Origin of the sequence: Pseudalkalibacillus sp. JSM 102089, from assembly GCF_041366475.1 — a bacterium.
In the GTDB taxonomy this organism is placed as follows: Bacteria; Bacillota; Bacilli; order Bacillales; family Guptibacillaceae; genus Guptibacillus; species Guptibacillus hwajinpoensis_B.
The window spans coordinates 92,727-117,192 of the sequence record NZ_JBEWYW010000008.1; the positions used below are offsets into that span (position 1 = coordinate 92,727).

A 24,466-nucleotide genomic window follows, 5' to 3' on the forward strand; every position below is an offset into this window, starting at 1 on the left:
GTAAAAGATATGCCAGGGATAGAGAATTTTATACATCGTTAGGAGATACAGGTTCTTAAATGTCTTCTATTACAATTATGAATGATTAACGGCTTGCTCCGGCTGTTCTTTATCTTCCTGTCCTTGACAACGGTGACAGATCCCATGAAATGTAAGGCGATGATCTTTAATTTTAAAGTTCCAATCATTCTCAACTACCTTTTCTACATCACCAAGTAAATCATCTTGTATTTCATCTACTGCGCCACACTCAATACAAACCAAGTGATGGTGAAAATGAGCAGCGCCTTCTTGCCTGAGGTCAAACCTTGAAACACCGTCACCAAAATTAATTTTATCAACGATTTTCAATTCAGCTAATAACTCAAGCGTTCGATATACAGTTGCTAATCCAATTTCAGGAGATTTTTCTTTTACTAAAAGATACACATCTTCAGCGCTTAAATGGTCTTCTTCGTTCTCAAGAAGTACACGCACGGTTGCTTCTCGCTGGGGTGTTAACTTATAGCTTTGAGAATGAAGATGTTTCTTAATTCGATCGATTCTGCTTTCCATGTCCCATTTCCCTCCCTCGATCGATGCCATTTTCATTATAAGCAGTAGGGAAATCGGTGTCAAATTAAAATCATTATCAACCTAATGTTGTAATGATTTTAATTTGATAATGAATATAATTTACTTCATTTCCACTACGGCCTTTATCAATCCTGGTGATAAATAAGCTTCAAACCATGCTGCTAGACAGAGAAAACTTAGCGCACATATAACTAGCCCTGAAAACCTTAAGAATGGAGGAAGAATCGGTTCTATTCTGCGTTTCATAAATAATTGCCTCATCAGTCGAATCGAAAAAGTTAGAGAAGCCGTTGCAACGATTACCATCGCGGGCACAGCTATAATATTCTGTGGAAAGACTGAAACAAATGCCAATAAGAAGCCTTTCCAGCTCATTTGATTCACAAGAAAACCTACTGTAAAACCAACAACTATCCCTTTTAGAAAGAGCATAATTAGTACAATTGGAAGACCAATTATCGTAAGTCCTAGAAGCCACATCAAACCAATATATTTGGCATAATGAGTTAAGCTTTGATGAAACATTTCAGATGATGTTGCGAACTGTCCATCTGATACCTGTCCAAAAAAACGCCCCAAGTATACAGCAAGATCTTCTTTTTGAGTGAAGCTTAGACTATTGACTATAACGGCTCCGAATACAATGCCCATGAGGAACAATACGGCAATAAATGTGTAGAGAGATAAATGATCTGATAGATGAGTTGATATCATTTGCTTCAGATGTCGGCTACGATTCATACGATTTCCTCCTTCATACGACCTTTGGTAAAGTCTATGAAATGGATTTTGAACGTATGACTGATCGATAGATTATCTCTTTTGGTTTACAACTTTACCGTATGTTCCACCCCCACCTTGTTCTAACGTAAGCTGCCCACTCCTTGAAAGGACGATCATATGAGCGAGTGACTCTCCTACAACGCCGGTCAGATCACTCTCAGTCACCCGGTGAAGAATATTCATCTCCGTACTAAAAGAATCTAATAGACGCTCGAAAGTTTTTGGCCCAACCCCTGGTAGAAAGTCTAGAGGAACGTGATGTACATATGGGGGACGAACAGGGCACTTCGACGCTGAACTCAATTCTTGAATTCGATTCGCCACCCCTTTTACAATCTTCTTACTTCCGCATGAATCGCAAACCAACTGACTAACTGGAGAATTACATTTAGAGCATATCGCCTCATAATATTTACCTAATTTGGGGTCCAATCCAAAATTCGCTGCAATTTTTCGGTCATATTTGCCTTGTAATGCCTTTTTCCACTCAAGAAATGTGGGTTGTTTTAAATATAAGCATTGATATTCTCGAGCTATTTTTTGTGTGGAATGTGCGTCTGAATTCGTCAAAAATGGGTAACGATGAAGTTCTTCAATTTGGTCTGCCATCTGTGTGTTAGAAGAAAGACCTAATTCAATTCCATCAATATTGTTTAGGTCAAAAACTTCGCTTATTGACTGATGGACTCCCTTTCCAAATAGGCTCTTAAATGGTGTGAATATATGGGCAGGTATAAATAAACCATCAAGCTCTTTTGCCTTTTCTTGAATGACCTCCGCTCTTTCATATATGCGTTGAGAACTTAGAGTAATATTTGTCATTCTAGCTCTTAGCCAATCTGAAAAATGTTTCATTTTTGTTAAATCAGGCAAATAAACTAGTACATGAATAGGACCCTGACAATTCTCATCATAGATTTCGATTTCTGTACCTAAAATGAGAGTGAGAGATTCAAACCGAATTCCACCCTCACTCAATTCATAACATTCACCCTTCTCCAAATAATCTTCTATCTCTTTCATAACTTCAGGAACGTGACAATCGATCACGCCAACCATATCAAGCCCTTTTCTTGCACTAGCTTCATTAAGGATATGAGATAATGTTAACGTTTTTGAACCAGTTATCTTAACAGGTTTGTTCGTTCTAGTTCTCCCGATATGAATATGAAAATCTGCATAATATGGTTTCATGGGATCACTTCAATTTCAATTGTAAATACATGAGAGCATAAGCGGTTTTAGCATCATGAATTTCCTGGCTTTCTATCATCTTTTCCATTTCTTCTATTGTTAAATGAAGAACATCAAGAAACTCATCTTCATCAGCCGATTGTTCTCCTTTTTTCTCTAATCCCTTTGCTACGTATAAATGAACAAGTTCATTTGCGAAACCAGGTGATGTGTAAAATGAGATCACTTTTTCAAGTGAGTCACACGTATATCCTGTCTCTTCTTCTAATTCACGAACTGCTGTAATTTCAGGTTTCTCCCCTGGTTCAAGTTTCCCAGCTGGGATTTCCACGATAGCTTTATCAAGGGCTTTACGATATTGTCTTACGGCTAAAATTTTATGATCGGGCGTCTCTGCAATAACCGCAACAGCACCAGGATGATCAATTAATTCACGCTTACTTTGTTTCCCATTTGGTAACTCAACATCTTCCACCCGTAAGTCTATAATTCGACCTTCGTAAATCGTTTCTGAATGCAAGGTCTTTTCATATAAATGGTCCATTCGTTCATCATCTCCTGGTTCTAAAAATTCAAATCGATACATAAAGTCTATCACATGAGACAGATAATAGGGAAAAGACTAAAACCATTAATGTATCGAACTATTTAGGAGGTTCTGTTTATGAAAGTCTATATTCAGCCAAACGGTGTCACAATGGTAGGAAAACCAAAGCAGATTCAATTAATGATTAGACATTATATGAATCATTATGAAACGATTGAAGAATGGATTCAGGCTCCTGCTGTTCGAACTAAAGCACACCTAAGGTTAATACAATAAGAAAACAACAAGAAACGCTGCCATTAATGGCAGCGTTTCTTGTTTAACGAATCTCCGTTTTGAAAATATTATTCATTTGCTCAAGGAATACGTTATGATGCTCGGTAAACGTTGCCATACAGGATGAATGCGCAACTGTTCTAAATCCTCTTGCATAAGCACCATAAGCAGTTAGAAAATCGCAAATATCTGTACATACTCCTGCAAGATGAACAGTTTCCACACGACGTGATTTAAGTATTTCTTCCAGATTCGTTCCATAAAATGCATCATATTCTGGCTTGGGAACAAACGTGACATTCGGAAGCTCCTTATTGGATTCATACCACTGCTGTAATTCACCATATAACTTCTGTCCCCACGTTCCTCTTACATTATGTACGGGCCAGATATTAAAGTGATCATCCTCTTCTTCATGCTCATCCATACAAATCACAACTTCCTTGCCTTCCTCAATAAACGTTGTGGCAAGTGAAATAATACTAGGAACAATCTCTTGTCCCTTCTTGCCAGAAGTAAGTCCTCCCTCATCATGAACAAAATCATTGCTCATATCAATAATTAAAAGCGCTTCTGTTGCCATTATACCGCCTCCCATTATGTTTACTATAGCAGGTGTGTTATCAGGTAACAAGACATCGAAATCAGCATATGATTGGCATGAATCCTCCTATCACGATACACTTAATACAGGTTAAAAATGGGAGGTATGGAATGCAATGAAAACCAATCAACTCGGAAGCTCAAAACTGAACGTTAGCGAAATTGGATTAGGTACTATGTCACTTGGCACTGATCGAGAGAAAGGTATTTCGCTTATTCATAAGGCTATTGATAACGGTGTTACATTTATTGATACAGCTGATTTGTATGACTTCGGTCTAAATGAAGAAATAGTAGGAGAAGCCCTACGTGATCGACGGAATTCAGTCGTACTTGCTACGAAAGCAGGGAACCACTGGGAAGAAGGAAAAGAAGGCTGGTACTGGGATCCATCAAAAAAACATATTAAATCAGCACTAAAAGCTAGCTTAAAACGATTGAAAACAGATCACATTGATCTCTTTCAGCTTCACGGTGGTACAATCGAGGATCCATTCGATGAAACCATTGAAGCTTTTGAAGAATTAAAACAAGAAGGATTAATTATCGAATATGGTATTTCAAGTATACGCCCAAATGTCATCCGAGAGTTTGTAAAAAAATCTTCTATCGCATCAGTTATGATGCAATACAGCATTCTTGATCGTAGACCCGAAGAAGAAATTCTAGATTATTTGCATGAAAACAACATCAGTGTCATTGCTAGAGGACCGCTTGCTAAAGGCATGTTAACTGATCGATATGAGGAAAAAGTAAAAGAAGACGGATTTCTCGACCATTCTAAATTCGACGTTCTTGAAACTGTTAAGCAACTTTCTGAAATAAAAGGGGATAAGCGCAATTTAACTCAAACGTCACTAAAATATGCTCTTGCTCATCCCGCTGTAGCTACAGTAATTCCTGGAGCTAGTCGCAGTGAACAACTTCTCGCAAATATTACAGCACAAAATGCTCCAGACTTAACACCTGATGAAGTTCAGAAAATACGTGACGTTTCAAAAATGAATGTGTACGATAAGCATCGGTAATTAAAAAAAGAGCGCAGTCTACTGACTGCGCTCTTTCCTTCTATTTTCATAAATTAAAAGGCATCTAATATTGGATTGCTAATAATAATGTCCGGTTCTGTTGAAGCTTGAATCTGCTCAATGCTATAGCCAATGGCAACTTCTTTTAACACAAGCCCTTCATCGGTTATGTCAAAAACAGCCCGATCCGTAATGATTCGATTAACAACGCCTTGACCTGTTAGGGGGAGGGTACAAGCATTTAAAATTTTCGGATCTCCGTTTTTGTTCACGTGATCCATAATGACAACAATCCTTTTCGCTCCATGCACAAGATCCATGGCCCCACCCATACCTTTAATCATCTTTCCAGGTATCATCCAATTAGCGAGGTCACCATCTTTTGAGACTTCCATTCCGCCTAGTATCGCAACATCAATATGTCCTCCACGAATCATCGCAAAAGACTCTGCACTATCAAAATAGGATGCTCCTTGCATCGCTGTAACTGTTTCTTTCCCGGCGTTAATAAGATCAGGATCAACTTCACCTTCAGTTGGATAAGGTCCGATTCCAAGAAGGCCATTTTCCGATTGAAGCACTATTTTTTTGCCTTCTGGTATATAGTTAGCTACCATCGTAGGCATTCCAATTCCTAGATTCACATAATAACCATCCAGAATTTCTTTTTCAGCACGTCTTGCAATCTTTTCACGAACTGCTGCTTTATCTACTTTCACCATTATGATCCTCCTATCGCGTTGTTAATCGCTCAATCTTCTTTTCCTGCTCACCCACAATAACCTTTTGAATATAAATGCTTGGAGTATGAATTTGATCAGGGGATAACTCTCCTACACCTACTAATTCCTCTACCTCAGCTATGGTCACTTTACCTGCTGCAGCAATCATAGGATTAAAATTACGTGCCGTTTTGTTATAGACCAAGTTCCCCATTATGTCCCCTTTCCACGCACGAACAAATGAGAAATCTGCCTGAATGGCTTCTTCAAGCAAGTACTCTTTACCATTGAATACTCTGACTTCTTTCCCTTCCGCTATCGGTGTTCCCACGCCAGCTGGAGTATAGAACGCTGGAATGCCGGCACCGCCTGCCCTTATTCTCTCTGCTAGCGTTCCTTGAGGAATGAGCTCAACTTCTAATTCACCGGATAACACCTGTCTTTCAAATTCTTTATTTTCTCCAACATAGGAACCTACCATTTTTTTTATTTGTCTGTTTTTTAGGAGCAATCCCAGGCCCCAGTCATCAACTCCACAGTTGTTCGATATGACTGTTAAGTCCTTTGTTCCTTTCTCTTTTAATGCAAGTATTAAATTTTCTGGTATACCGACAAGGCCAAACCCACCAACTAGAATCGTTGCTCCATCTTTAATGTCTTGTACGGCTTCTTCAAACGTATCAAGTACTGGCTTCATTTATTTAAACCTCCATATCTTTTTTAAGTTCGTTCAACGATTGTTGCTACGCCCTGTCCTCCACCAATGCAAAGCGTAGCCAGACCAAACCGCTCATTTCTACGTTTCATTTCATGTAGTAGGGTTACTAAGATTCGAGTACCACTTGCGCCAATCGGATGACCAAGAGCGATCGCCCCACCGTTCACGTTCAAGATTTCTTCATTAAAATCAAGGTCTCTTCCAACGGCAAGAGATTGAGCAGCAAAAGCCTCATTTGCTTCCACTAGATTCATTTGATTCATTGAAAGTCCAGCACGTTCAAGTGCTTTCTTCGTAGCAGGAACAGGACCTAACCCCATAACGCTTGGATCTACACCTCCACTTGCATTCGAGCGAATAACAGCAAGGTATTCTATTCCAAGTTCATCAGCCTTTTCTTTACTCATTAAAACAACAGCGGCTGCGCCATCGTTAATACCAGAAGCGTTTCCTGCTGTAACCCCACCGTTTTTCTTAAAAGCTGGGCGTAACTTGGCAAGTTTATTAGCCGTCGTTCCTGGTTTAACGTATTCATCGGTATCAAATAAAAGAGGATCACCTTTTCGCTGCGGAATAGAAACCGGGAGAATCTCTTCTTTAAAACGCCCCTCTTCAATTGCAGCCTGTGCTTTTTGTTGACTCCATGCAGCAAATTCATCCATTTCTTCTCTTGTTAGCTGATAATGATCGCACAGGTTCTCAGCAGTAACACCCATATGATAATCGTTAAATGCGCACCATAATCCATCTTGAATCATGGTATCCACCATCTTTTGGTCACCCATTCGCAAGCCTTCTCGCGCTCCGTTTAATAAATAAGGGGCCTGACTCATGTTCTCCATCCCACCGGCGACGACAATATCTTGATCGCCAAGCATAATAGATTGAGCTCCAAGATGAACTGTTTTCAATCCTGAACCACATACTTTATTTATTGTCATCGCTGGAGTTGAAACCGGAATTCCCGCTTTGATAGCTGCCTGACGAGCAGGATTTTGTCCAAGACCCGCTTGAAGAACGTTTCCCATAATGACTTCTTCCACCTGATCTATCGATAAGCCAGCCTTTTCGACCGCTCCTTTAATGACCATCGCCCCAAGTTCTGTAGCAGAGATAGATTTTAGTGAACCATTAAATGAACCTACCGGCGTTCTGATAGCGCTTACAATTACAACATCTCGACTCATTTCGATTTCCTCCTTATGTATCTATGACTCTCTTCTACATAATTCTTACTTAATTCAAAAAACTCCTTCCTCCAAGCGAGAATTTCCATTATTCAAACGATTATCTTGCAAGACTTCCAATCCTTTGTTTTAATTAAAGATAGCGCTTACAAAGAAAGGTGATGAATGTTTTGCTACCACAACATGCAACAATCATTGAAGTTGGTCCAAGAGATGGCCTTCAAAATGAACTAAATCAGATCAAAACAAATGATAAAATCCGTTTCATCAAAGCCTTAAAAACAGCCGGAATGAAAGAAATGGAGATTACCTCATTCGTATCACCTAAATGGGTTCCCCAAATGAAAGATGCTAGTGAAATAGTAAGTACTTGCCTTGACGATACAAGAAACTTCGTCTTAGCCCCTAACCGTAAAGGGGTCGAGAGAATTAAAGAAACGAACGTGAAAGCGATCGCACTTTTTGCTGGTGTAAGTAACTCCTTTAATCAAAAGAATAGCAATAAAGAGACAAAGGATCTATTCAATGAGCTAATTCCTTTAGTCAAAGAATTAAAAGCAGAAGGTTATTTCGTTCGTGCATGCATTTCTACTGCTTTCTATTGTCCATATGAAGGAAAAATAAAAGTAAATGATGCAGTTGACGTTTGCCGGCAATTTGTTGTTGCAGGCGTAGATGAATTGAGCGTAGCAGATACTATTGGAATGGCCACTCCTGATGAATCACACAACCTTTTTAGCCAACTTGTAAAAGAATTACCGTCAACATTGTTAACAGCTCATTTCCACGATACAAGGGGTATGGCACTTGCTAACATCTATGCATGTCTCCAAGCTGGAATTTCAAGATTTGATACGTCAGCTGGCGGACTTGGCGGCTGCCCTTTCGCCAAAGGAGCGACAGGCAACGTTGCAACAGAAAGTGTTGTCTATATGTTGGAGAGAATGGGTATCAAAACAGGTATTGATCTTGAAAAACTAATGAGAGCTATTGATGAGATTGAGCCTCACCTATCAAGATCCATCCTAACACCTTATCGAACGTTATATAATAAAGAAAAGGAAGCTTCCATAAAATAGACATATAAATATTATAGTAAACTAAATAAAATAAGCACACAGACGTGTGCTTATTTTATCCTTTTACTATAGTTAAAATAATACTATAGATTAGAGCTAGAACTAGTCCACCGATAACCGTAATTCGATCCATCTTTTGACCTTTAAATAAATTTAAAACTCCCTTTACGACCATAAATACTACGAAAAAAATAACAAAATACATCAAAAACGTCACTCTAGTAAATCCCCCTAATCGTTATCCTTTGTTTATATATCGCATTCTCGGGTTAATGATTTCACTATCACTTTTAAGCATAAAACACTGGTGTTTCGGAAGAAAATCAATTTTCATTTCTTTATCAAAAAACACTTTATATTGTTTCTGAATCAATACAGGTCTGAAATTTGACTCAAGCGTCATATTAAAATCACCCTGAGCGAAATCATTTACTAATTGCGTAACACCGTTCACTACACACCCGCAATCTTCGATGTCATAATGTAACTTCATATAACCCTCAGAATCACGTTCTAATTTCTCGATCGCTTGATCTGTGAAAGTCACTCTCATGTTATCTCTCCTCTCCACTATCTTCTATAATAACGTCTATAAACTCAATAGCCCAGTCACACCACTCAATCCAGGTTTTCATCTGACGCCTACCGTATTCAAGCGTAAGGTATTCCCCCAGACGATCTTTCTCTATTCTATGATCAACTGCATTTTCTTCTTTCCAGCTGTTCATATGATCAAGCACCATTTGGTGATGCTCTTTACTCTCTTTTAGGAATTGGATCGCTTCTTCTTTTGGAATAAGATGAAATAAAGAAACACGCATCAATTGTTCGTTTTTCATTTTTGGTGGGTCTACAGTATGATGAGCAAGCCATTCAATGAGAAGACGGTACCCTTTATCTTCAATAGAATAGATCTTTTTATCTGGAAGATCTAACTGCGGAACAATTTCAAAGCTTACTAGCTTCTCTTTCTCCATCTTTCCAAGTTCACGATAAATTTGTGTATGATGCGCAGACCAAAAATGGATCATCGTTTCTCTAAATTGTTGTGTTAGCTCATATCCGGTTGATGGTTTCTTTGTGAGTAATCCAAGAAGAGCATATCGTAAAGCCATATCATCATTTCCTTTTCAGCAATTTGCTTCTTCTCCATTATAAACGTCTTTACAATATCTTTGCACATTTGAATTTGCAAATCCACATTTGACAATTAATTTGAATTTTATTTTATCAGAAATAATAAGAAAAACCACCGCCGATCATATGCTTATACATTGCTTAAGATGAAATTTGATACAATACCAGACAAATCAAAAAAGCAGGCTGTCTATTTTAGACTGCCTGCTTTTTCGATGGTTTAAACTATTCTTTCGTATTGATATTTAGTAATCCTTCCGCTGTTTTTCGTGTCTCGTTGCCAAAAGAATCTTTCACTTTCACTTCGATCTCAGCACCTTCAGCCACCACATTCGAAGTAGCTGTCCAGTAACCGACATAATGCCCTTCTGATACTTCCATCATTGGAAATTCAGTCATACTTGAAGGCATCATTGTTGGATTCACTAGCGGCATACGAATTGAGAAAGTAGCCTTTATTCCTGGAGCGCTATCGAATTCAATTTTCACTGATTCTCCCGCCTGAAGATCTTTATTTTGATCTGGCTTTAATTGATTAATGACCAATTCTTCTTGCTGGGAATAAACTTTGATCGACTTTTTCGTTTTATTTCCTGCTTTGTCTTTCGCCACTACTTTTATAATGTTCTCACCTTGCTCGAGCAGCATCCGATGTGAAAATGCACCATCTTCTACTTTCGCTTTCGTTCCGTTAACCTTTACCCAAGCAAGGTTTTCATCATGAACGTCACCTTTAACTGTTACTGATCCTTTATTTGTTTTCCAGTCATCTTTAGGAGATGTGATCGTTAATTCCGGTTTCGTTTGATCTAGAGTGACCATAACAGCATCAGATTCTCCCGTCATTCCACGATCAGTCGATGCACGAGCTGTTAACTGATTTTCACCCTCGCTCAATTGGATTTCTGTTGTAAAATTACCTTCTTCATTAGAAGTTGTGACAGCTTCTTCGTCGCCATTTTTCATAACATGAACGTCTGTCATTGGTGCCGTTTCACCGTCAACTTCAATGCTATTCTTGTTTGTATACGAACCGTCTTTTGGAGATGTAATCATTGGTGCTGTTAATTCATAATCAACGACTGCACGGATCATATAGTTCCCTTCTTCTTCAGGAGCTTTTGACCATGCGCCGCTAACATATTGAAAGCTTCGGTCGACATATTCCCCGTCTTCATCTGTTGCAAGACCCGGAGCATTTGGATTGGCATCCGCTTGAATATAAGTGAGATAAAAATCACCTTCTACGATTACTCCTTGATCAGACAGATCAACCATCGTCCATTCGCCATTTCGAAGAGCAGTCGCGTCAATTGGACCAGCGAGTTTCTTACCTGGTGCTCCATCCGGGCCTGATGCATCATGAATTTCGACTTTGAAATTTGTGCCGCCTGGATTTGGCCATTCCGTATTCCAGAATCTAAATAACCCTCCAGTCACAAGCGCACGTTCTTGACCTTCTGCTAGCGACATTTTCACAGCCCAACCGTTCCCAGCATCATAGAACGCTCTTGCGTTCTCAGCAGTACCATCGTCATACCCGATTTCCCCTTCATATCCGATGAATGGGGAAAGATCAGCATTCTGTACAACGGTCTCGTTCGCTTCCACAGTGACGTTAAATGTTTCGCTATAATAACCGGCCGCAAGAACTTTTAACGTATACTCCCCTTCATAACCTGTTACTGAATAATGTCCTTCTTCATCAGTATGAACAGGTGCTATAGCAGCATCTTCTACTAATAAAACAGTTGCATCTTGGATTGGCTCTCTTGTTTCACTATTCGTGACTGTTCCTTCAATTTCTCCCTCTTGTATCGCTTCTAATGTGAAGTCAGCTTCTGTCACTTCATCATCTACGATCGTCACTTCCTGAGTCTCTGACTGGTATCCATATGCTTCTGCAATAGCTGTGTAGTCCCCTGCTGCATGAGTCATGGAATAGCTACCATCTTCCAAGTTCGTTGTTGCAGAGCGCCCTGTCTCAAGAATAGAAACTTCTGCTTGAAGCGGAAGAGCTTGAGGCGTCGGTGATGATTTCTCTTGAACTGGATTTACAACAAGCGGTGTAGGTTTTAACTTGTCAGGATTGACTTTTTCTTTCGCTTTGGCACTAGCAGATTTTCCATCAGGCTGAATAGAAACTTTCGCGCTCTCTTTCTTAGCGGCGACTTCCATCGGCTCTGCTGATAAACTTACATCGTCAATATACCAGCCCTGCTTCATCACGCTGCCATCCGTCTCGACGTGAAAAGCTAAATAAATCCGCTGATTTTCATAGGCAGATAGATCAACCTCTTCACTCACCCATTCATTAGAAAGATTATTATACTCCGCAAGAGCTTCCCAATTTTCCTGATCGGTTGAAACGAAGAGATGACCATAATCATAGTTTCTTTCAAGTTCATACCATTGATTGAATTGAAGATAAGCTTCACCTTCTGGTAAATCGATAGGAGGCATCATCAGCGTCATGTTAGCACTGTTGTCATATGCTCCATCAAGATTGGTTCCATAAACCTTTTCTCCAGAGTAAGCTTCAGGACCAACCGTTGGCGTCCCCCACTCCCATGAATTATTTTCTCCCCAGCTCATCCATCCAGCTGGCTCTGATTCAAAGTCCGTTTCGTAACCTGTTGAGATACCAGGGATAATTTCTACCTGATATTCGTCCGTTGTGACAACATGCCCGCCATAGTCTTCGATTTTAAACCTGTAACTAACGGAAGGTTCACTGACGGCGTCACCTGGAATAATAGCTTGATAGGATCCAGAAAGATAGTTCCCATCAACTCTTGTTGCTTCAGTTGACGTCCACCCTCCGTTATGAGCATATTCAAGCTCTACACTTGTTACGCTCGCATTATCTGTCGCTGTGACGGTAAGAGGAAGGTCCATCTGAGCATAGGCCTCTGCAGGAGCATCGTGTTGATATGTGGGCTCTTCTTCATCGCTTCCTTCTTTCATCACATCACCTTCTAATGTACCGAGCCCACTCATAACAGAAGAAACGGCATCAAATGCATTCACTAATCCATAACCGTAACCATTATTCGGAGAATCTGGGAATTCATCGTCTGTAAGTGGTGTGACGGTGTTTAAAAAGATGTCTTCTATATCATCAACCGTCAACGATGGATCTGCTTGACGAAGGAGAGCAGCAATCGCTGATACGTGTGGTCCAGCCATCGACGTACCATTCCACCCTCCTTCATAGCTACTCCCTGGTACCGCAGAACGGATATTAACTCCAGGAGCTGAAACGTCAGGTTTTATTTCATCATATGGGGATGGTCCCTGTAGAGAGAAACTCCCAAGAGCATTATTGATATCTGTAGCTCCTGTAGCAAATGACTCAGGATAATTTGCTGGTGTTGCGATTGACTCCGGTCCTCCGGGATTAAATAGTGTTGTATTACCAGCGGAAAATTCTGGGAATATATCTGCATTTCGCCAATTTTGAACCATTGGGCGATACCATTCGTCAAGCCCAGGTCCGCCTCCCCAAGAATTGTTTACCACATCAGGAGCCTTCTCAGGGTGTGGATTGCCTTCTGCATCCTTAGGAGCAATAATCCATTCTCCTGCTTCAAGAAGATCGATATCTGTTCCACCGTCTTCGCTAAAAGCTTTTACCGCTATCCATTTTGCCCCAGGAGCGACACCAATCTCGTTCGAACCATCCGGTTCAGCGCCAACCATTGTTCCCATTGTATGGGTCCCATGTGCGAGATCATCATATGGGGCGGCTTCTCCGCTTACAGCGTCAAACCAGTTAAATTCATGATCTACTCCTTCAGAACTATATCCTCGATACTGTTCCATAAGAGCGGGATGATCCCATTGAACACCGGTATCAATGTTAGCGATCACCGTCCCTGCCCCATCAATTCCCATATCCCATACTTCAGGAGCACCTACTCGATCAATATTCCACTCAATTGAGTTTGTATCTGAAGTCGTTTTAGCCTTAGTTTTCGTTTTATCTGGAATTGGCTGAATCTGCCTGATCTCGTTAGGAAGTATTTTATCCACTTCAGGAAATGATGCTAGTTGGTTCATCACTTTTTTTGTTGCTGTTACTGCCATACCGTTTACGATGTAAAATGATTTTATGTCTTCTGCATTACCTTTTTTCTCTTGTTGTTCTAAGTATGTGGACACAGAGTGTTGTGTTTCAATAGACGTAGCTCTTAATGCATTAACAACAGCTGATCGCTTAGTGATTTCAGCTTGAAAGGAAGTTAAGTTGTTTTTCTTAGCCTTTTCTTCAGCTTCTTTCGCGGCTTTTGTCGTATCAGCTTGTTCTGCAAATTTAATCAAGAACGTTACTTTTTCGTTCTTCTCGAATGCTTTCGATACCTTCTGATCAACGCGTTTCACTTCATCATTCATGGATACAGAAGAATCACTTTTCGCGTTCGCTTGCATCGCTGGTTGTATGAAGCTCGTGATGAGGAGAATAAAACAAGCAAAAAGAGCTACGATTTTACGTTTGCTTCGTTTTCTCAAATTTCTTCCTCCCTAATTATTAGTTTTGTGTTTACACTCTGCCCTCCTTTTGTATTGCCGGGTTCACTTAATATGCTATACCAGGATTTGTCACAACCCAAACGAAAATGACAAAATTTTCAGAAAATGATTCGATTCTCTCAAAGTACTTTTAATATAAAATAATGATGATTGTCCTACTTATGAAGTATTTTGATGAGTGATATCGTTTTTTAATAGCCTTTAGCGGTTAAGGACTATAGAAGCAGCGACTCTTACTCAAGTAATACACTTATGACAAAGTCCCTAAAATTCGCTTTTATATCTTTTTGATGTCAGCATAAAGGAGGAGTTTGTTCAAATAGTCCTTTATCGACATGCCAAAAAAATTTAGAAGTCACTCTAATTTGTCATATTTCGCTAGCAATCGTTCTGTCAACCCCTCTCTTTTCAGCACAAATATCCGACAGGGTTTTCACATGTCCACTCATAAAGTCGCGGTCTTTTTGTATGAATTAATGAAGATTACACCAATATTTTTTATCAACAATCTATATTAGCTTCTACTTTTGATTCTCGATTTTTGGCTCATTCGAGTGCAATTTAATCAGAGAGCGTACATGAGCCAAAAATCAGCAACGTTCATTAACATCCTTTTTCAAAAAAAACTCTCTTTCTTAAAGAAAGAGAGTTTTTTTATGAAGAGAACCCCTTAAAGGCCTATTGTAATACACCTCTAAGTGGGGCGTTACTCAAACATGCGTCTTGTATGTGGTCATAAACTTTTGATCTATTCTATTTTTTAATTTCCAAGAGAGTGGATGATGAAGTACTATTCTCCCATATAACAGTAATCCCTGTTTCTGACCAGTAGAAAGAATCGATAAGTAAGTATTTTTAGGTTGGAAACGCCGACCATTCGCCTCTTTCAGAAACCCCTTTATGTTCGCCCAGAGGATCTCTGATTGTCGCACGGCTACTACACCGGCCTTAGGTAGATCTGGATACTGGCGGATAGAAGCACAATCTCCTGCCGCAAAAATGGCCGGATACTCCTTCACTTGTAGTGTATCTTCTACAAGTAAATAACCCGCTTCATCAACTGGTAATTGAGAAGTTCGAAATATACCTGGAGCTTTTGGTCCAGTTAACCATAGCACTTCATCATAAGCAATTTGATTACCAGTTGTTGTGATAATCTGACTTGATGTTATATTTGCCACTTTTTCTTGCAAATAAAGTGGCAAGCTTTTATCTTGCATAATTTGCTTGATTTTTTCCTGCGCTTTAGCAGAAGTATTTTCTAACAATGGTGAATGAGAAATTAATGCCACCGGTTTTTTATCCTCAAGTTTTCTTTTTGCAGTGAGAGCTAAAGCCATTTCAACACCCGCTGCGCCGCCCCCTACAACGACAGGGGTTTCTGCCGACTGCATTGCCTTCGCGACTTCCTCGAAACGATAATTAGGTTTTATGCGGAGAGCATGCTTTCTAGCGCCAGGTACGTCAATTCCGGCTGTTAATGAACCGATATCTACGGAAAGAACATCATATGAGAGAATGTCACCCTTTTCCGTTAACACAACTTTTGCTTTAGCATCTATAGATAACGCTGCACCCTCCGTAAAATGAATGCCTGCCGCTTTTGCTAATGTTGGAATATGTATTCGCATATCTTCTTTGTTATATAGCCCTTCAAGATAGCCTGAGAACATTCCAGAATAATATTGATACTCCGATGGAGAAATGAGTGTCACCTCATGCTCTCCTTTTTCTTCCTGAAGTTTCTTCATTATGTGAAGGTGAGCATGTCCCGCTCCAATTAACAACAGTTTCTTCAACCTTCTCCTCCTTTAATTCTTTATCGCACCCATTTAATGTATTTTTCTGACACCTTGGGAAGCCAACCATCAAATAATTTTTCTCTCCAGAATAAATCAGCGGCTTGATTTAGGATAGCCCCTTTCGTTGGGTATGGGTGAATAACTGTAGAAATGTCTCCGATTTTATGACCATGTTCTTTCGCAAAAACAATTTCTTGCATCCAGCTTCCAGCATCTTCACCAACAGCATGAGCACCTAGAATATGCCCTTTCATGTCTGTAATGACCTTTAAAAGTCCATTTTTTTTGCGCTCAGCTATAAATCGATCGACATCTTCCATACCAACCTTGAAAACGCGAATTTGATCGCCATGTTTCTCTTTCGCTTCTTTCTCAGTCATTCCAAGATGAAAGACCTCAGGATCTATATACGTAACCCATGGAACGTTCTCATAGTTTACTTTTCTCTTCAATCCAAACACCGCGTTTTGTACAATAAGTTTCCCTTCCATACCAGCTCCATGTGTAAAAGGAAAGGCACCATTTACGTCACCAATTGCATAGATGTGGGATTGGCTAGATTGTAATGATGCATTAACTGTAATAAATCCATTGTCCTCATCTACTAAGGCCGCTTCTAAATTCAATTTATCTGTATTAGGCTTTCTACCCGTTGAAAACATAATCATTTCTGATTGGATAGTTTTCTCTTCGCCATTCTCTATATACGCCACAACTTTATAACCGTTTTCCTCTTTAATCTCTTTTACTTCTGCTTTAAAAATAAATGAAAGTTCTTTCTCCAATTCCTTCGTAGCAATTGGAATAATATCATGATCTTCTTTTTTCAAAATGGTTTCAGAGGTTTCTAATATAGTTACATTTGAGCCGAATCTTGAGAGAGATTGAGCAAGCTCAAGTCCAACAGGACCGCCACCTATAAAAACGATGCTTTCGGGCAAATGGTCTAAATTGAAAATTGATTCATTCGTAATATAAGAAACATGTTCCACTCCGTCAATTGGGGGAACTTTCGGGCTTGATCCTGTGGAAATTACAATACGTTTCCCTTTGATTGGGTTCTTGCCATCAATGTGGACTGTATGACTATCTTTAAATGAACCTTTGCCTCGATAAATATCTACCCCTAATTTCTCAAAGCGCTCATCACTATCAATTTCTTGAATTTCACTAATCGCTTCTTTCACGCGATCTATAGCACGACTAAAGAGCACTTCGCCGCTCACCGTAAGGCCAAATTCTTTTGCCCCCTTGTAGACAGCATGAACTTCTTTAGCAGCTGTAATAAAAGCCTTTGATGGGACACACCCATAATGAAGACAGTCACCACCTAAACCTGGCTGATCATCGATTAAGGCCACATTGGCTCCCATATTGGCTGCACCAGATGCAGCAGTCAGTCCACCAGAACCCCCGCCTATTACAATTAGATCATATTCTATCATTCGTCCCATCTCCTCTATCCTAATATCCTTTTGGCTTCTGCTAGTCTTTGAAAAGCAGTGAATAGTTCAATTGCTACAAACGCTAGTGTCAAGATAACTAAAAAGTTGTGAAACAAAATCATTGCTGTAAAGAGAAGAAAACCTTCTGTTCTCTCCGCAGCTCCCGCTTGATAATAGAATGATTTGATGCCTTTTTTCTCTGACACAGCACCTACTGTAAGGAAGATCGTCATGGCAAAAATGATGGAAGTACTTAATAATAACAGGGCCCACATTGCTTCAGGAAACCGAAAAGCAAGCCCCAATATGACACTAATTTCCACAACACGATCAAAACTCACATCTAATACGGTGCCAAAAGCAGATGGCTTTGTTTTACGTGCCATTGTTCCATCAACAGCATCAAGAAAACCAGAAGCCCATAAAACGATAACCGCCCAAACGTAATAATCAAAATAAATAAATATCCCCGATGAAATGCCAATAATGAATGAAACAACCGTTACTTGATTAGCCGTAAGACCTAATCGAAGCAGCGATTCTGAGGTGCGATCCATTAGAGGCTGAACATATTTCCTTGCATGAGTGTCAAGCACGACAGCACCGTCCTTATTTCAGTTCTTCTTCAACAGAAGGTCCGAATGCTTTTCTGCGAATATATAGACTTACGATAAGTAATAGTAGTAATACGGCAGCAGCAATAATGACCGACGATAAATTATTTGATAAAAAACTTGCCCCCAGAAAATTCAATGCAATGGCACCTGGTAACATCCCCAGCAGCGTTGCTAAATAGTATTTCCTCCGATTCACATTAGAAACCCCACAAACATAGCTAACTAAATCAAAATGAAGAAAAGGAACGAGACGTAACAAGAGTACATAAAGAAAACCCTTTTCTGATAATCGTTTCTCAAGGTTTTCTCCCCTCCGCTTCCATGATTTTGGTAGGATGTTCATTCCTAATTTTCTTGCTAATGAAAAGAAAAGAAGAGCTCCTGTTGAACCACCTACCACGGCTAGAACTGTACCAAGTAGAGGCCCAAATACTAAGCCACCACTGATCGAAATGATCGATGTGGGAAAAAGCACAAAGGGTCTGCCAATACAAATAAGCAAGAAAATGAGCGGGGCATAAAAGCCGAATGATGAAATCCAACCACGAATGTGAGAGGGTCTAAAATCAAATACATATTGATTAAGTAAGTAAATAACAATGATAAGTGCCGTCAACGATAATCCTTTTAGAAGTGTTTTAACAGTCATCGGGCAAGACCCCATTGATCTTTGGAATATTCTTTCATATCTTCCCTCTTAGCACTTAATAGAACTTCTTGGCCCGCAACTAAACGACTGTCTGACATGACAAGAATACTTCCCTGTTCCCAGGATATACGATAGCATTCTATGTTGTTTTTTACTGTAACCGCGCTTACCTTTCCTGAAACAAAGATACAATCCTGGTTACTTTCATTATCTTGCACAGAAATGGCCTTTAATTTACTAAGCGGAATAAAGCCTTCTTCTAGAGCTAATCCTTCTCCAATAATTTTAGCGCTCTCCATAGATGAAGGATTCGTGACAACATCATAAGGATGACCGATTTGGGTGAATCTCCCCTCATACATAACAGCAAGCCTATCACCCATTTCGATAGCTTCGTCACGGTCGTGAGTAATAAACAGGGAAGTAATCCCTTCTTCTCTTAATAAATCCTTCACCTCACTACGAAGTGATTCTCGTAGTGCAGCATCAAGCGAGCTAAACGGCTCATCTAATAAAAGAAGATCTGGTTTCAGCACAAGCGCTCTTGCAAGTGATACTCTCTGCTTTTGACCACCTGATAATTCATGAGGAAAGGTATCTTTCCATTTAGATAGTTTTACTTTATTTAACATTTGTTCAGCTTGCCTCACGCGTTCGTTTTTTGATACTTTTTTTCTTTTCAAACCATAAGTTACGTTTTCTAGTACTGTTAAATGAGGAAATAATAATGAATCCTGAAACATCAAAACGACTGAACGATCTTCTGGTTTCAGCCTTACAATTGATTTTTCTCTTAAGTAAATGTCTCCTTCATTTAGTGCTTCCAAACCAGCAATACACCTGAGGAGTGTACTCTTACCGCATCCTGATGGTCCTACTACTGTAAAATGCTCACCTTCTTCTAAATGAAACGAAAGGTTCTGCAAGATGGATGTATTTGAAAATTTCTTATGAAGGTTTCTGCATTGCAATAGCTGGTTCAAAACAATCTTCCTTTCAAACGCGATTAACAGCTCGAATAACCAGCCTCAACATAACTTCCACCAGGCCAATAAATAGAAGGGGAAGCAAAGCAAAAAGTATTGAAAATCCTGCAATAACTGCTTCATTCGAACTTGAAAAATAGGGGTAATATAATAATGGGAGAGTGATCACTGTACCTCCCCCAATAATAGCTGTAAGCGCATACTGTCCTAGAGATATAACAAAAGTTAATAACATTAAGCTTCGAATACTTGGAAGTAATAAAGGTAGGGCTACTGTCAAAAAGCGCGTCAACGGACCGGCTCCTAGTACAGCAGCCTGCTCATTTAGACTACTTCCCATTCTCTCATAGCCTGCCCTCATGACACGAATGGCATAAGGTAGCGTAGGAATCAAATGAACAATGACAACCCCTATCATCTTATCTGCTAAGCCAAATTGTATCATCGTAAATTGAAGCCCCATTGCGAGTAAAATGCCAGGTATTAAAATAGGGGATAGCAATAGTCCCTCAATAATGGATTTTCCTTTAAACGTATAGTGAGAAAGAGCCCTGGCCGCTGGTATTGCGAGCAAAATATTTAATATTACAACTAGAAGAGCAATCTTGAACGTTGTAACAATTGATTCGATTAATGAAGGATCTTTCATTATGCTACGCCACGCATCCAAACTTAGTTCGTTTGGAAATAACGCAGGCCACCCCCACCCTTCGGAGACGCTTTTCATTCCTATTGTTACAAAAGGTAGGATGAATAAAATAATAAACAAAACAAACACGAAACTAGTTGCTAACTCTCTTTTCCCTAAACGCTTCAAAAATAACCTCATCTGTTTCTCCCCTTTATCATTCTAAGCCTATGTTTTTGCACAGCTCCGATTGAAAAGGTCGCAAGAAGAAGGGCGAGCACACCTGGAAGGAGCATAGCAGAAAATGCAAGTGGTCGCTTGCTCCAATCCCCATCATAAAACCATTCGTATGCTCTAACTGGTAACATTTCTGGTCGTGTGACACCTAATAAATATGGGATTTCAAACGCAGAAGCGACAAATGCTAATAAAATTACTGCTGTTTCGATGAGAATCGGCAGTATCCAGGGTAGTTCAACTGTTTTAAAAACATCCCACTTACTTCCACCTAGCGTTCGAACGACTTCAGAATAGCGATGATCGATCTCATAATAAACAGGCAACAGCATGAGAATTACAAAAGGAACTTCCTTCCAGACATATGTTAAAATGATCCCCAACCCAAATTTCTCTTGAACAAGAACTGGAAAATCACCTCGACTCTCTAATGCTCCCATTTGATAAAGTAGAGAAGAGAACAGTCCACTTTGCGAGAAAAACAAAAATACTAAATAACCTGCAACAAAATGCGGAATTAACATCGGTATCCATACAAGTAGCTTCAGTGATGAATCTTTAAATAACTCATATAACATTCTAGTCATTATTAATCCTATCACTAACGATAGTAAAGTGGACAGGACAGCAACTCGAAACGTTAATTTAAGGGAATGAAAAAAAGCATGATTACTAAAAAGTTCCGTGTATGTTGCAATAGTCCATTCCCCATCTATTGTTTGAAAACTTTGAGCTACCGCTGACCACATTCCATGCCCTACAAGTAGCAATGTGACCGCAAGCGCAGGTAATAAATATAAACGTAATTTCCACTTATTGCTCAATAACCCGATTCGCCCATTCATTATTAATCCACTCCGTGTAACCTATATCTAAGTCTGGTAGCTTATAGTCATTTAAAACCTCTGTGGAAAGTACGCTTTTTCCCCGGTCAAGGTTCCCAATAATCTTCTGATCCTCTTCACTCAATTTATCAAAATTTAATACCGTACCTTCCCCCCACATTGTAGGATCCATTTTAGCTATTTGAGCTTCTGGCGATTCAAGAAAATCAATAACTGTCATAGCTCCCTCTGGATTCGGACTATTAAATGGAATACTGAGATAGTGTGTATTTGAAACCGATCCAGGATCTTTTAGAACAAACGACTCCGTGCTTTCAGGAAACGTTCCATTTTCAATTAAACTTTCTGCTCTTGCTTCGTTAAAGCCCATAGTCATTAGGATTTCCCCCTGACTATAAAGCGTATCAAGTTTAGTCAATGATTCAGGATAAGTTTCACCATTACGCCAAAGATCAGACTTTATATCATCAAGATAATTCCACACGTATTCTTCGGAATCTTTAATAATCTCTTTGTTAAATTCCTCTGCCAGAAGACCCGACTCTTCGCCTGCACCTTTTATGAGTAGGTGCTTCACGAACGTATTACCAGTAAAATCCGAAACGTTAGGATACGTAAACTTCCCAGGATTATCGTGAATCCACTGCTTTAACTCCTCAAGTGTACTTGGAGGTGTATCGATCTTGCTCGAATCGTAATGAAAAACATATTGAACATTTCCCCACGGAGCTTCTAATCCATCAATTTCCGTCCCTTGATCATATTCAGCATTCTGATCCTTTGATCCAATGTATTCTTGAAAATGAGGCAGCTTCTTTGAGAAAGAACCTAGTAATAAATCAGCATTCTTAGCATTTTTGAAATTTGCGCCATTTATCCATATGACATCAATTGTACCTTTGTTTTTATTTGCTTTTTTCTCTGTTAAAAGTTTTTGCATAAATTCTTCGGTATTCATCGGCTGACGATTAAGCGTAATATCATGCTCCTCTTTTAATCTTGGTGCTACCCATTCATCAACGTACTGATTAATGCCTTCATCTCCTCCCCACATAAAGAGATTTACCTCTGTTCCATTAGAAGAGGATACGATTTCATCCCACTCCTTTGATAACACCTCTGTTTTACCAGTTTCATTGGTTTCACTATTCCCACATGCAACAATAAAAAGTAGCGTTGCGATAATAAATGTTAACTTTTGCTTCATCTAGTTTCCCCCTCTTATAAACTATCCTAGCAACTGAAAGACATATTTGACGAACTTAATTGTGTTTCATAGTCAGACATCATCTATTTTCCCATTATCAGTATACCTTTTTTATAAACATGATGCTGTAACGCTCCTTACATCTCAAACTATAATAAAACCATTTCCTATAGCGTAAGAACGGCAAGTTCATCGTTCTTTTCACGAAGAAAAGCAATAGCCACTTTGGCTATTGCTTTTCTAACGGGTATGTTAGGCTACCCTATCATCTATTCCCTTAGCTTTTCTGCATTTTTCTACGAACAATTACGCCAGTTGCAGCCATAGTTGCAAGAATAGCTGCAACAATCCATTCGATTGGCATTTGCTGTTCAGCTGTACCACCCATACCTGTTTTAGGCATATCAGTTGGCATAGCTTCCATAGCGAATTTATCCGGGAATTGGTTTACGAAAGCACCAGAAAGTCCCTTTGCCGGCTTATACATATGAGCATAAGCTTCACGAACCGAATCATAAGCTGCATCGTAGTCTTCCGTAGTGTAGCTATCAAACGCAGATATTAATTGATTCACATGCATTTGTAACCCTTCAGATAATGGTCCCGCTTCTAATCTACCTTCAGTTGCTGTTTCAAGAAAACTCGAGAAGTCTGCACGATAGTCTTCAAGCGCTTTTAGTGCTTTTTCTTGAGCAGCTTCATCTTCAGCTCCCGTCGCTTGAACATATTCTACAAAGTTACCGATATGTCCAGACCACATTTCTTTAAATTGATTGCCTGCTTCTTCACCATATACAGAAGTTATCGCAGCAGCTAGATCATCCGTATTCTTGCTTAGTGCATCTGCAGATGCATTAAAGTCTTCTGATCCGTCGATTCCGTTCTGCATTGTCATCATTGCAAGACCAGCATGTTCAGATAATAAATGACCTAATGTTGCACGAAGATCAGAGGCTGGTGTTACGGCTTCTGTGTTTTCGAACTTGTCTGGGAACTGATCAGTAATGGCACCAGAGAATCCTTTAGCCACCATTTGCATGTGAGCAATCGCTTCACGTTCTTTCTCGTAAGCCATCTCATAATCACCTGCTACATAGCTATCAAATGAACCAATCAACTGATTAATATGAGCTTGAAGTCCTTCAGACAATGTTTCAGCTTGAAGTCGTTCTCCAGTTGCATTTTCCAAGAAATTAGAGAAATCTTCTTTATAACCATCTAAACTATCTAAAGCTTTTTGTTTTGCATCTTCATCTTCATTACCTGTTGCTTTCACATAGTCAACGAAGAAACCGATATGATTGCTCCAAATTTCATTAAATTCAGCTCCTGCTTCTTCACCATAAACGGATGTAATCGCAGCTGTAAGGTCTTCCGTGTTTTCACTTAAGGCACCAGCAGAAGCTTCAAAATCTTCAGAACCTTCAGCTCCTTTTCTCATTGTTTCTACTGCAAGATAAGCATGCTCACTTAGTAAATGGCCAAGATCAGCACGAAGATCAGCACCTGGTGTTTCTACTGTAGGCTTGTCCATTTGCTCGTCGTGGTCAGAGGCAAATGCTCCAGCAGTTGGTATTAAAAGTGAAAAGCTAAGCGGAACAATTAATAGTCCCTTTTTCCAATCGATCACTTTCTTTTTCATATTCTTGTTCGTATTCATTATCAAA

Annotated in this window: 24 protein-coding genes; 3 read left to right on the top strand and 21 right to left on the bottom strand. The window is 39.6% G+C overall.

Features of this window, described 5'->3' with window-relative positions; all coding sequences use genetic code 11:
- Positions 1-75: 75 nt before the first annotated feature.
- From ABVF21_RS16555 to ABVF21_RS16570, 4 genes are all read right to left on the bottom strand, one after another.
- On the bottom strand, positions 76-555 hold the full coding sequence (locus ABVF21_RS16555; RefSeq protein ID WP_194222003.1) for a Fur family transcriptional regulator: 480 nt from the start codon (positions 553-555) through the stop codon (positions 76-78).
- A 120-nt stretch (positions 556-675) separates the two neighbouring features.
- Entirely contained in the window at positions 676-1,317 is a 642-nt protein-coding gene (gene spoIIM / locus ABVF21_RS16560) for a stage II sporulation protein M (RefSeq protein ID WP_303530864.1), read from the bottom strand.
- A 72-nt stretch (positions 1,318-1,389) separates the two neighbouring features.
- Positions 1,390-2,553, bottom strand: coding sequence for an endonuclease Q family protein (locus ABVF21_RS16565; RefSeq protein WP_371018616.1), 1,164 nt, complete (start codon positions 2,551-2,553; stop codon positions 1,390-1,392).
- Between the two features lie 4 nt (positions 2,554-2,557).
- Complete coding sequence (locus ABVF21_RS16570; RefSeq protein WP_371018617.1) at positions 2,558-3,097, bottom strand: NUDIX hydrolase; 540 nt, start codon at positions 3,095-3,097, stop codon at positions 2,558-2,560.
- Positions 3,098-3,217: 120 nt separating this feature from the next.
- On the opposite strand from ABVF21_RS16570, the gene mciZ reads away from it, so the two are divergent.
- Positions 3,218-3,376 carry a Z-ring formation inhibitor MciZ gene (gene mciZ / locus ABVF21_RS16575; protein ID WP_194222006.1) on the top strand — a complete coding sequence of 53 codons (159 nt, stop codon included), beginning with the start codon at positions 3,218-3,220 and terminating at the stop codon, positions 3,374-3,376.
- A gap of 43 nt (positions 3,377-3,419) precedes the next feature.
- On the opposite strand, the gene ABVF21_RS16580 is transcribed toward mciZ, so the two are convergent.
- Entirely contained in the window at positions 3,420-3,959 is a 540-nt protein-coding gene (locus tag ABVF21_RS16580; protein ID WP_303530861.1) for a cysteine hydrolase family protein, read from the bottom strand.
- A gap of 136 nt (positions 3,960-4,095) precedes the next feature.
- Here ABVF21_RS16580 and ABVF21_RS16585 point away from each other — a divergent pair, with 136 nt between their 5' ends.
- Positions 4,096-5,007 carry an aldo/keto reductase gene (locus ABVF21_RS16585; protein ID WP_303530860.1) on the top strand — a complete coding sequence of 304 codons (912 nt, stop codon included), beginning with the start codon at positions 4,096-4,098 and terminating at the stop codon, positions 5,005-5,007.
- A gap of 53 nt (positions 5,008-5,060) precedes the next feature.
- On the opposite strand, the gene ABVF21_RS16590 is transcribed toward ABVF21_RS16585, so the two are convergent.
- From ABVF21_RS16590 to ABVF21_RS16600, 3 genes are read right to left on the bottom strand one after another with little or no spacing between them, the layout of a single operon-like run.
- Positions 5,061-5,729, bottom strand: a complete 669-nt coding sequence (locus ABVF21_RS16590) for a CoA transferase subunit B (protein ID WP_303530859.1) — start codon at positions 5,727-5,729, stop codon at positions 5,061-5,063.
- A 10-nt stretch (positions 5,730-5,739) separates the two neighbouring features.
- Positions 5,740-6,426, bottom strand: coding sequence for a CoA transferase subunit A (locus ABVF21_RS16595; RefSeq protein WP_371018618.1), 687 nt, complete (start codon positions 6,424-6,426; stop codon positions 5,740-5,742).
- A 23-nt stretch (positions 6,427-6,449) separates the two neighbouring features.
- Entirely contained in the window at positions 6,450-7,634 is a 1,185-nt protein-coding gene (locus tag ABVF21_RS16600; protein WP_303530855.1) for an acetyl-CoA C-acetyltransferase, read from the bottom strand.
- A gap of 161 nt (positions 7,635-7,795) precedes the next feature.
- Between ABVF21_RS16600 and ABVF21_RS16605 the strand changes: the two genes are divergently transcribed.
- Positions 7,796-8,713 carry a hydroxymethylglutaryl-CoA lyase gene (locus tag ABVF21_RS16605; RefSeq protein WP_303530852.1) on the top strand — a complete coding sequence of 306 codons (918 nt, stop codon included), beginning with the start codon at positions 7,796-7,798 and terminating at the stop codon, positions 8,711-8,713.
- A gap of 55 nt (positions 8,714-8,768) precedes the next feature.
- On the opposite strand, the gene ABVF21_RS16610 is transcribed toward ABVF21_RS16605, so the two are convergent.
- The 13 genes from ABVF21_RS16610 to ABVF21_RS16670 form a co-directional block, all read right to left on the bottom strand.
- Positions 8,769-8,930: a hypothetical protein gene (locus tag ABVF21_RS16610; protein ID WP_159782922.1), complete on the bottom strand. Its 162-nt coding sequence runs from the start codon at positions 8,928-8,930 to the stop codon at positions 8,769-8,771.
- Positions 8,931-8,951: 21 nt separating this feature from the next.
- On the bottom strand, positions 8,952-9,266 hold the full coding sequence (locus ABVF21_RS16615) for an iron-sulfur cluster biosynthesis family protein (RefSeq protein WP_371018619.1): 315 nt from the start codon (positions 9,264-9,266) through the stop codon (positions 8,952-8,954).
- Position 9,267: 1 nt separating this feature from the next.
- A complete protein-coding gene (locus tag ABVF21_RS16620) occupies positions 9,268-9,828 on the bottom strand; it encodes a PadR family transcriptional regulator (protein WP_194222013.1) in 561 nt (186 codons plus the stop codon).
- Between the two features lie 247 nt (positions 9,829-10,075).
- Entirely contained in the window at positions 10,076-14,362 is a 4,287-nt protein-coding gene (locus ABVF21_RS16625; protein WP_371018620.1) for a S8 family serine peptidase, read from the bottom strand.
- A gap of 731 nt (positions 14,363-15,093) precedes the next feature.
- A complete protein-coding gene (locus tag ABVF21_RS16630) occupies positions 15,094-16,182 on the bottom strand; it encodes an FAD-dependent oxidoreductase (protein ID WP_303530849.1) in 1,089 nt (362 codons plus the stop codon).
- Positions 16,183-16,202: 20 nt separating this feature from the next.
- The gene (locus ABVF21_RS16635) at positions 16,203-17,630 is read right to left on the bottom strand and encodes a dihydrolipoyl dehydrogenase family protein (protein ID WP_303530848.1); all 1,428 of its coding nucleotides are present in this window, start codon (positions 17,628-17,630) and stop codon (positions 16,203-16,205) included.
- A 14-nt stretch (positions 17,631-17,644) separates the two neighbouring features.
- Complete coding sequence (locus tag ABVF21_RS16640; protein WP_303530847.1) at positions 17,645-18,226, bottom strand: CDP-alcohol phosphatidyltransferase family protein; 582 nt, start codon at positions 18,224-18,226, stop codon at positions 17,645-17,647.
- 13 nt (positions 18,227-18,239) lie between these two features.
- Positions 18,240-18,896: a TVP38/TMEM64 family protein gene (locus ABVF21_RS16645; protein WP_303530846.1), complete on the bottom strand. Its 657-nt coding sequence runs from the start codon at positions 18,894-18,896 to the stop codon at positions 18,240-18,242.
- Positions 18,893-19,879, bottom strand: a complete 987-nt coding sequence (locus ABVF21_RS16650; RefSeq protein ID WP_303530845.1) for an ABC transporter ATP-binding protein — start codon at positions 19,877-19,879, stop codon at positions 18,893-18,895. Before ABVF21_RS16650 ends, ABVF21_RS16645 begins: the two co-directional genes overlap by 4 nt.
- Positions 19,880-19,892: 13 nt before the next feature.
- On the bottom strand, positions 19,893-20,711 hold the full coding sequence (locus tag ABVF21_RS16655) for an ABC transporter permease (RefSeq protein ID WP_371018621.1): 819 nt from the start codon (positions 20,709-20,711) through the stop codon (positions 19,893-19,895).
- Positions 20,708-21,592 (bottom strand): ABC transporter permease, encoded by an 885-nt coding sequence (locus ABVF21_RS16660; RefSeq protein ID WP_303530843.1) that lies wholly within the window; start codon positions 21,590-21,592, stop codon positions 20,708-20,710. Before ABVF21_RS16660 ends, ABVF21_RS16655 begins: the two co-directional genes overlap by 4 nt.
- On the bottom strand, positions 21,561-22,799 hold the full coding sequence (locus ABVF21_RS16665) for an ABC transporter substrate-binding protein (protein WP_303530842.1): 1,239 nt from the start codon (positions 22,797-22,799) through the stop codon (positions 21,561-21,563). Before ABVF21_RS16665 ends, ABVF21_RS16660 begins: the two co-directional genes overlap by 32 nt.
- A gap of 277 nt (positions 22,800-23,076) precedes the next feature.
- Positions 23,077-24,426 (bottom strand): copper amine oxidase, encoded by a 1,350-nt coding sequence (locus tag ABVF21_RS16670; RefSeq protein WP_303531133.1) that lies wholly within the window; start codon positions 24,424-24,426, stop codon positions 23,077-23,079.
- Positions 24,427-24,466 lie beyond the last annotated feature (40 nt).

Excerpts from the sequence above, each read along its gene's own strand:
- ABVF21_RS16555 (WP_194222003.1), bottom strand. The coding sequence starts at position 555 with ATGGAAAGCAGAATCGATCGAATTAAGAAACATCTTCATTCTCAAAGC.
- spoIIM (WP_303530864.1), bottom strand. The coding sequence starts at position 1,317 with ATGAATCGTAGCCGACATCTGAAGCAAATGATATCAACTCATCTATCA.
- ABVF21_RS16565 (WP_371018616.1), bottom strand. The coding sequence starts at position 2,553 with ATGAAACCATATTATGCAGATTTTCATATTCATATCGGGAGAACTAGA.
- ABVF21_RS16570 (WP_371018617.1), bottom strand. The coding sequence starts at position 3,097 with ATGGACCATTTATATGAAAAGACCTTGCATTCAGAAACGATTTACGAA.
- mciZ (WP_194222006.1), top strand. The coding sequence starts at position 3,218 with ATGAAAGTCTATATTCAGCCAAACGGTGTCACAATGGTAGGAAAACCA.
- ABVF21_RS16580 (WP_303530861.1), bottom strand. The coding sequence starts at position 3,959 with ATGGCAACAGAAGCGCTTTTAATTATTGATATGAGCAATGATTTTGTT.
- ABVF21_RS16585 (WP_303530860.1), top strand. The coding sequence starts at position 4,096 with ATGAAAACCAATCAACTCGGAAGCTCAAAACTGAACGTTAGCGAAATT.
- ABVF21_RS16590 (WP_303530859.1), bottom strand. The coding sequence starts at position 5,729 with ATGGTGAAAGTAGATAAAGCAGCAGTTCGTGAAAAGATTGCAAGACGT.
- ABVF21_RS16595 (WP_371018618.1), bottom strand. The coding sequence starts at position 6,426 with ATGAAGCCAGTACTTGATACGTTTGAAGAAGCCGTACAAGACATTAAA.
- ABVF21_RS16600 (WP_303530855.1), bottom strand. The coding sequence starts at position 7,634 with ATGAGTCGAGATGTTGTAATTGTAAGCGCTATCAGAACGCCGGTAGGT.
- ABVF21_RS16605 (WP_303530852.1), top strand. The coding sequence starts at position 7,796 with ATGAATGTTTTGCTACCACAACATGCAACAATCATTGAAGTTGGTCCA.
- ABVF21_RS16615 (WP_371018619.1), bottom strand. The coding sequence starts at position 9,266 with ATGAGAGTGACTTTCACAGATCAAGCGATCGAGAAATTAGAACGTGAT.
- ABVF21_RS16620 (WP_194222013.1), bottom strand. The coding sequence starts at position 9,828 with ATGGCTTTACGATATGCTCTTCTTGGATTACTCACAAAGAAACCATCA.
- ABVF21_RS16635 (WP_303530848.1), bottom strand. The coding sequence starts at position 17,630 with ATGATAGAATATGATCTAATTGTAATAGGCGGGGGTTCTGGTGGACTG.
- ABVF21_RS16645 (WP_303530846.1), bottom strand. The coding sequence starts at position 18,896 with ATGACTGTTAAAACACTTCTAAAAGGATTATCGTTGACGGCACTTATC.
- ABVF21_RS16655 (WP_371018621.1), bottom strand. The coding sequence starts at position 20,711 with ATGAGGTTATTTTTGAAGCGTTTAGGGAAAAGAGAGTTAGCAACTAGT.
- ABVF21_RS16660 (WP_303530843.1), bottom strand. The coding sequence starts at position 21,592 with ATGAATGGGCGAATCGGGTTATTGAGCAATAAGTGGAAATTACGTTTA.
- ABVF21_RS16665 (WP_303530842.1), bottom strand. The coding sequence starts at position 22,799 with ATGAAGCAAAAGTTAACATTTATTATCGCAACGCTACTTTTTATTGTT.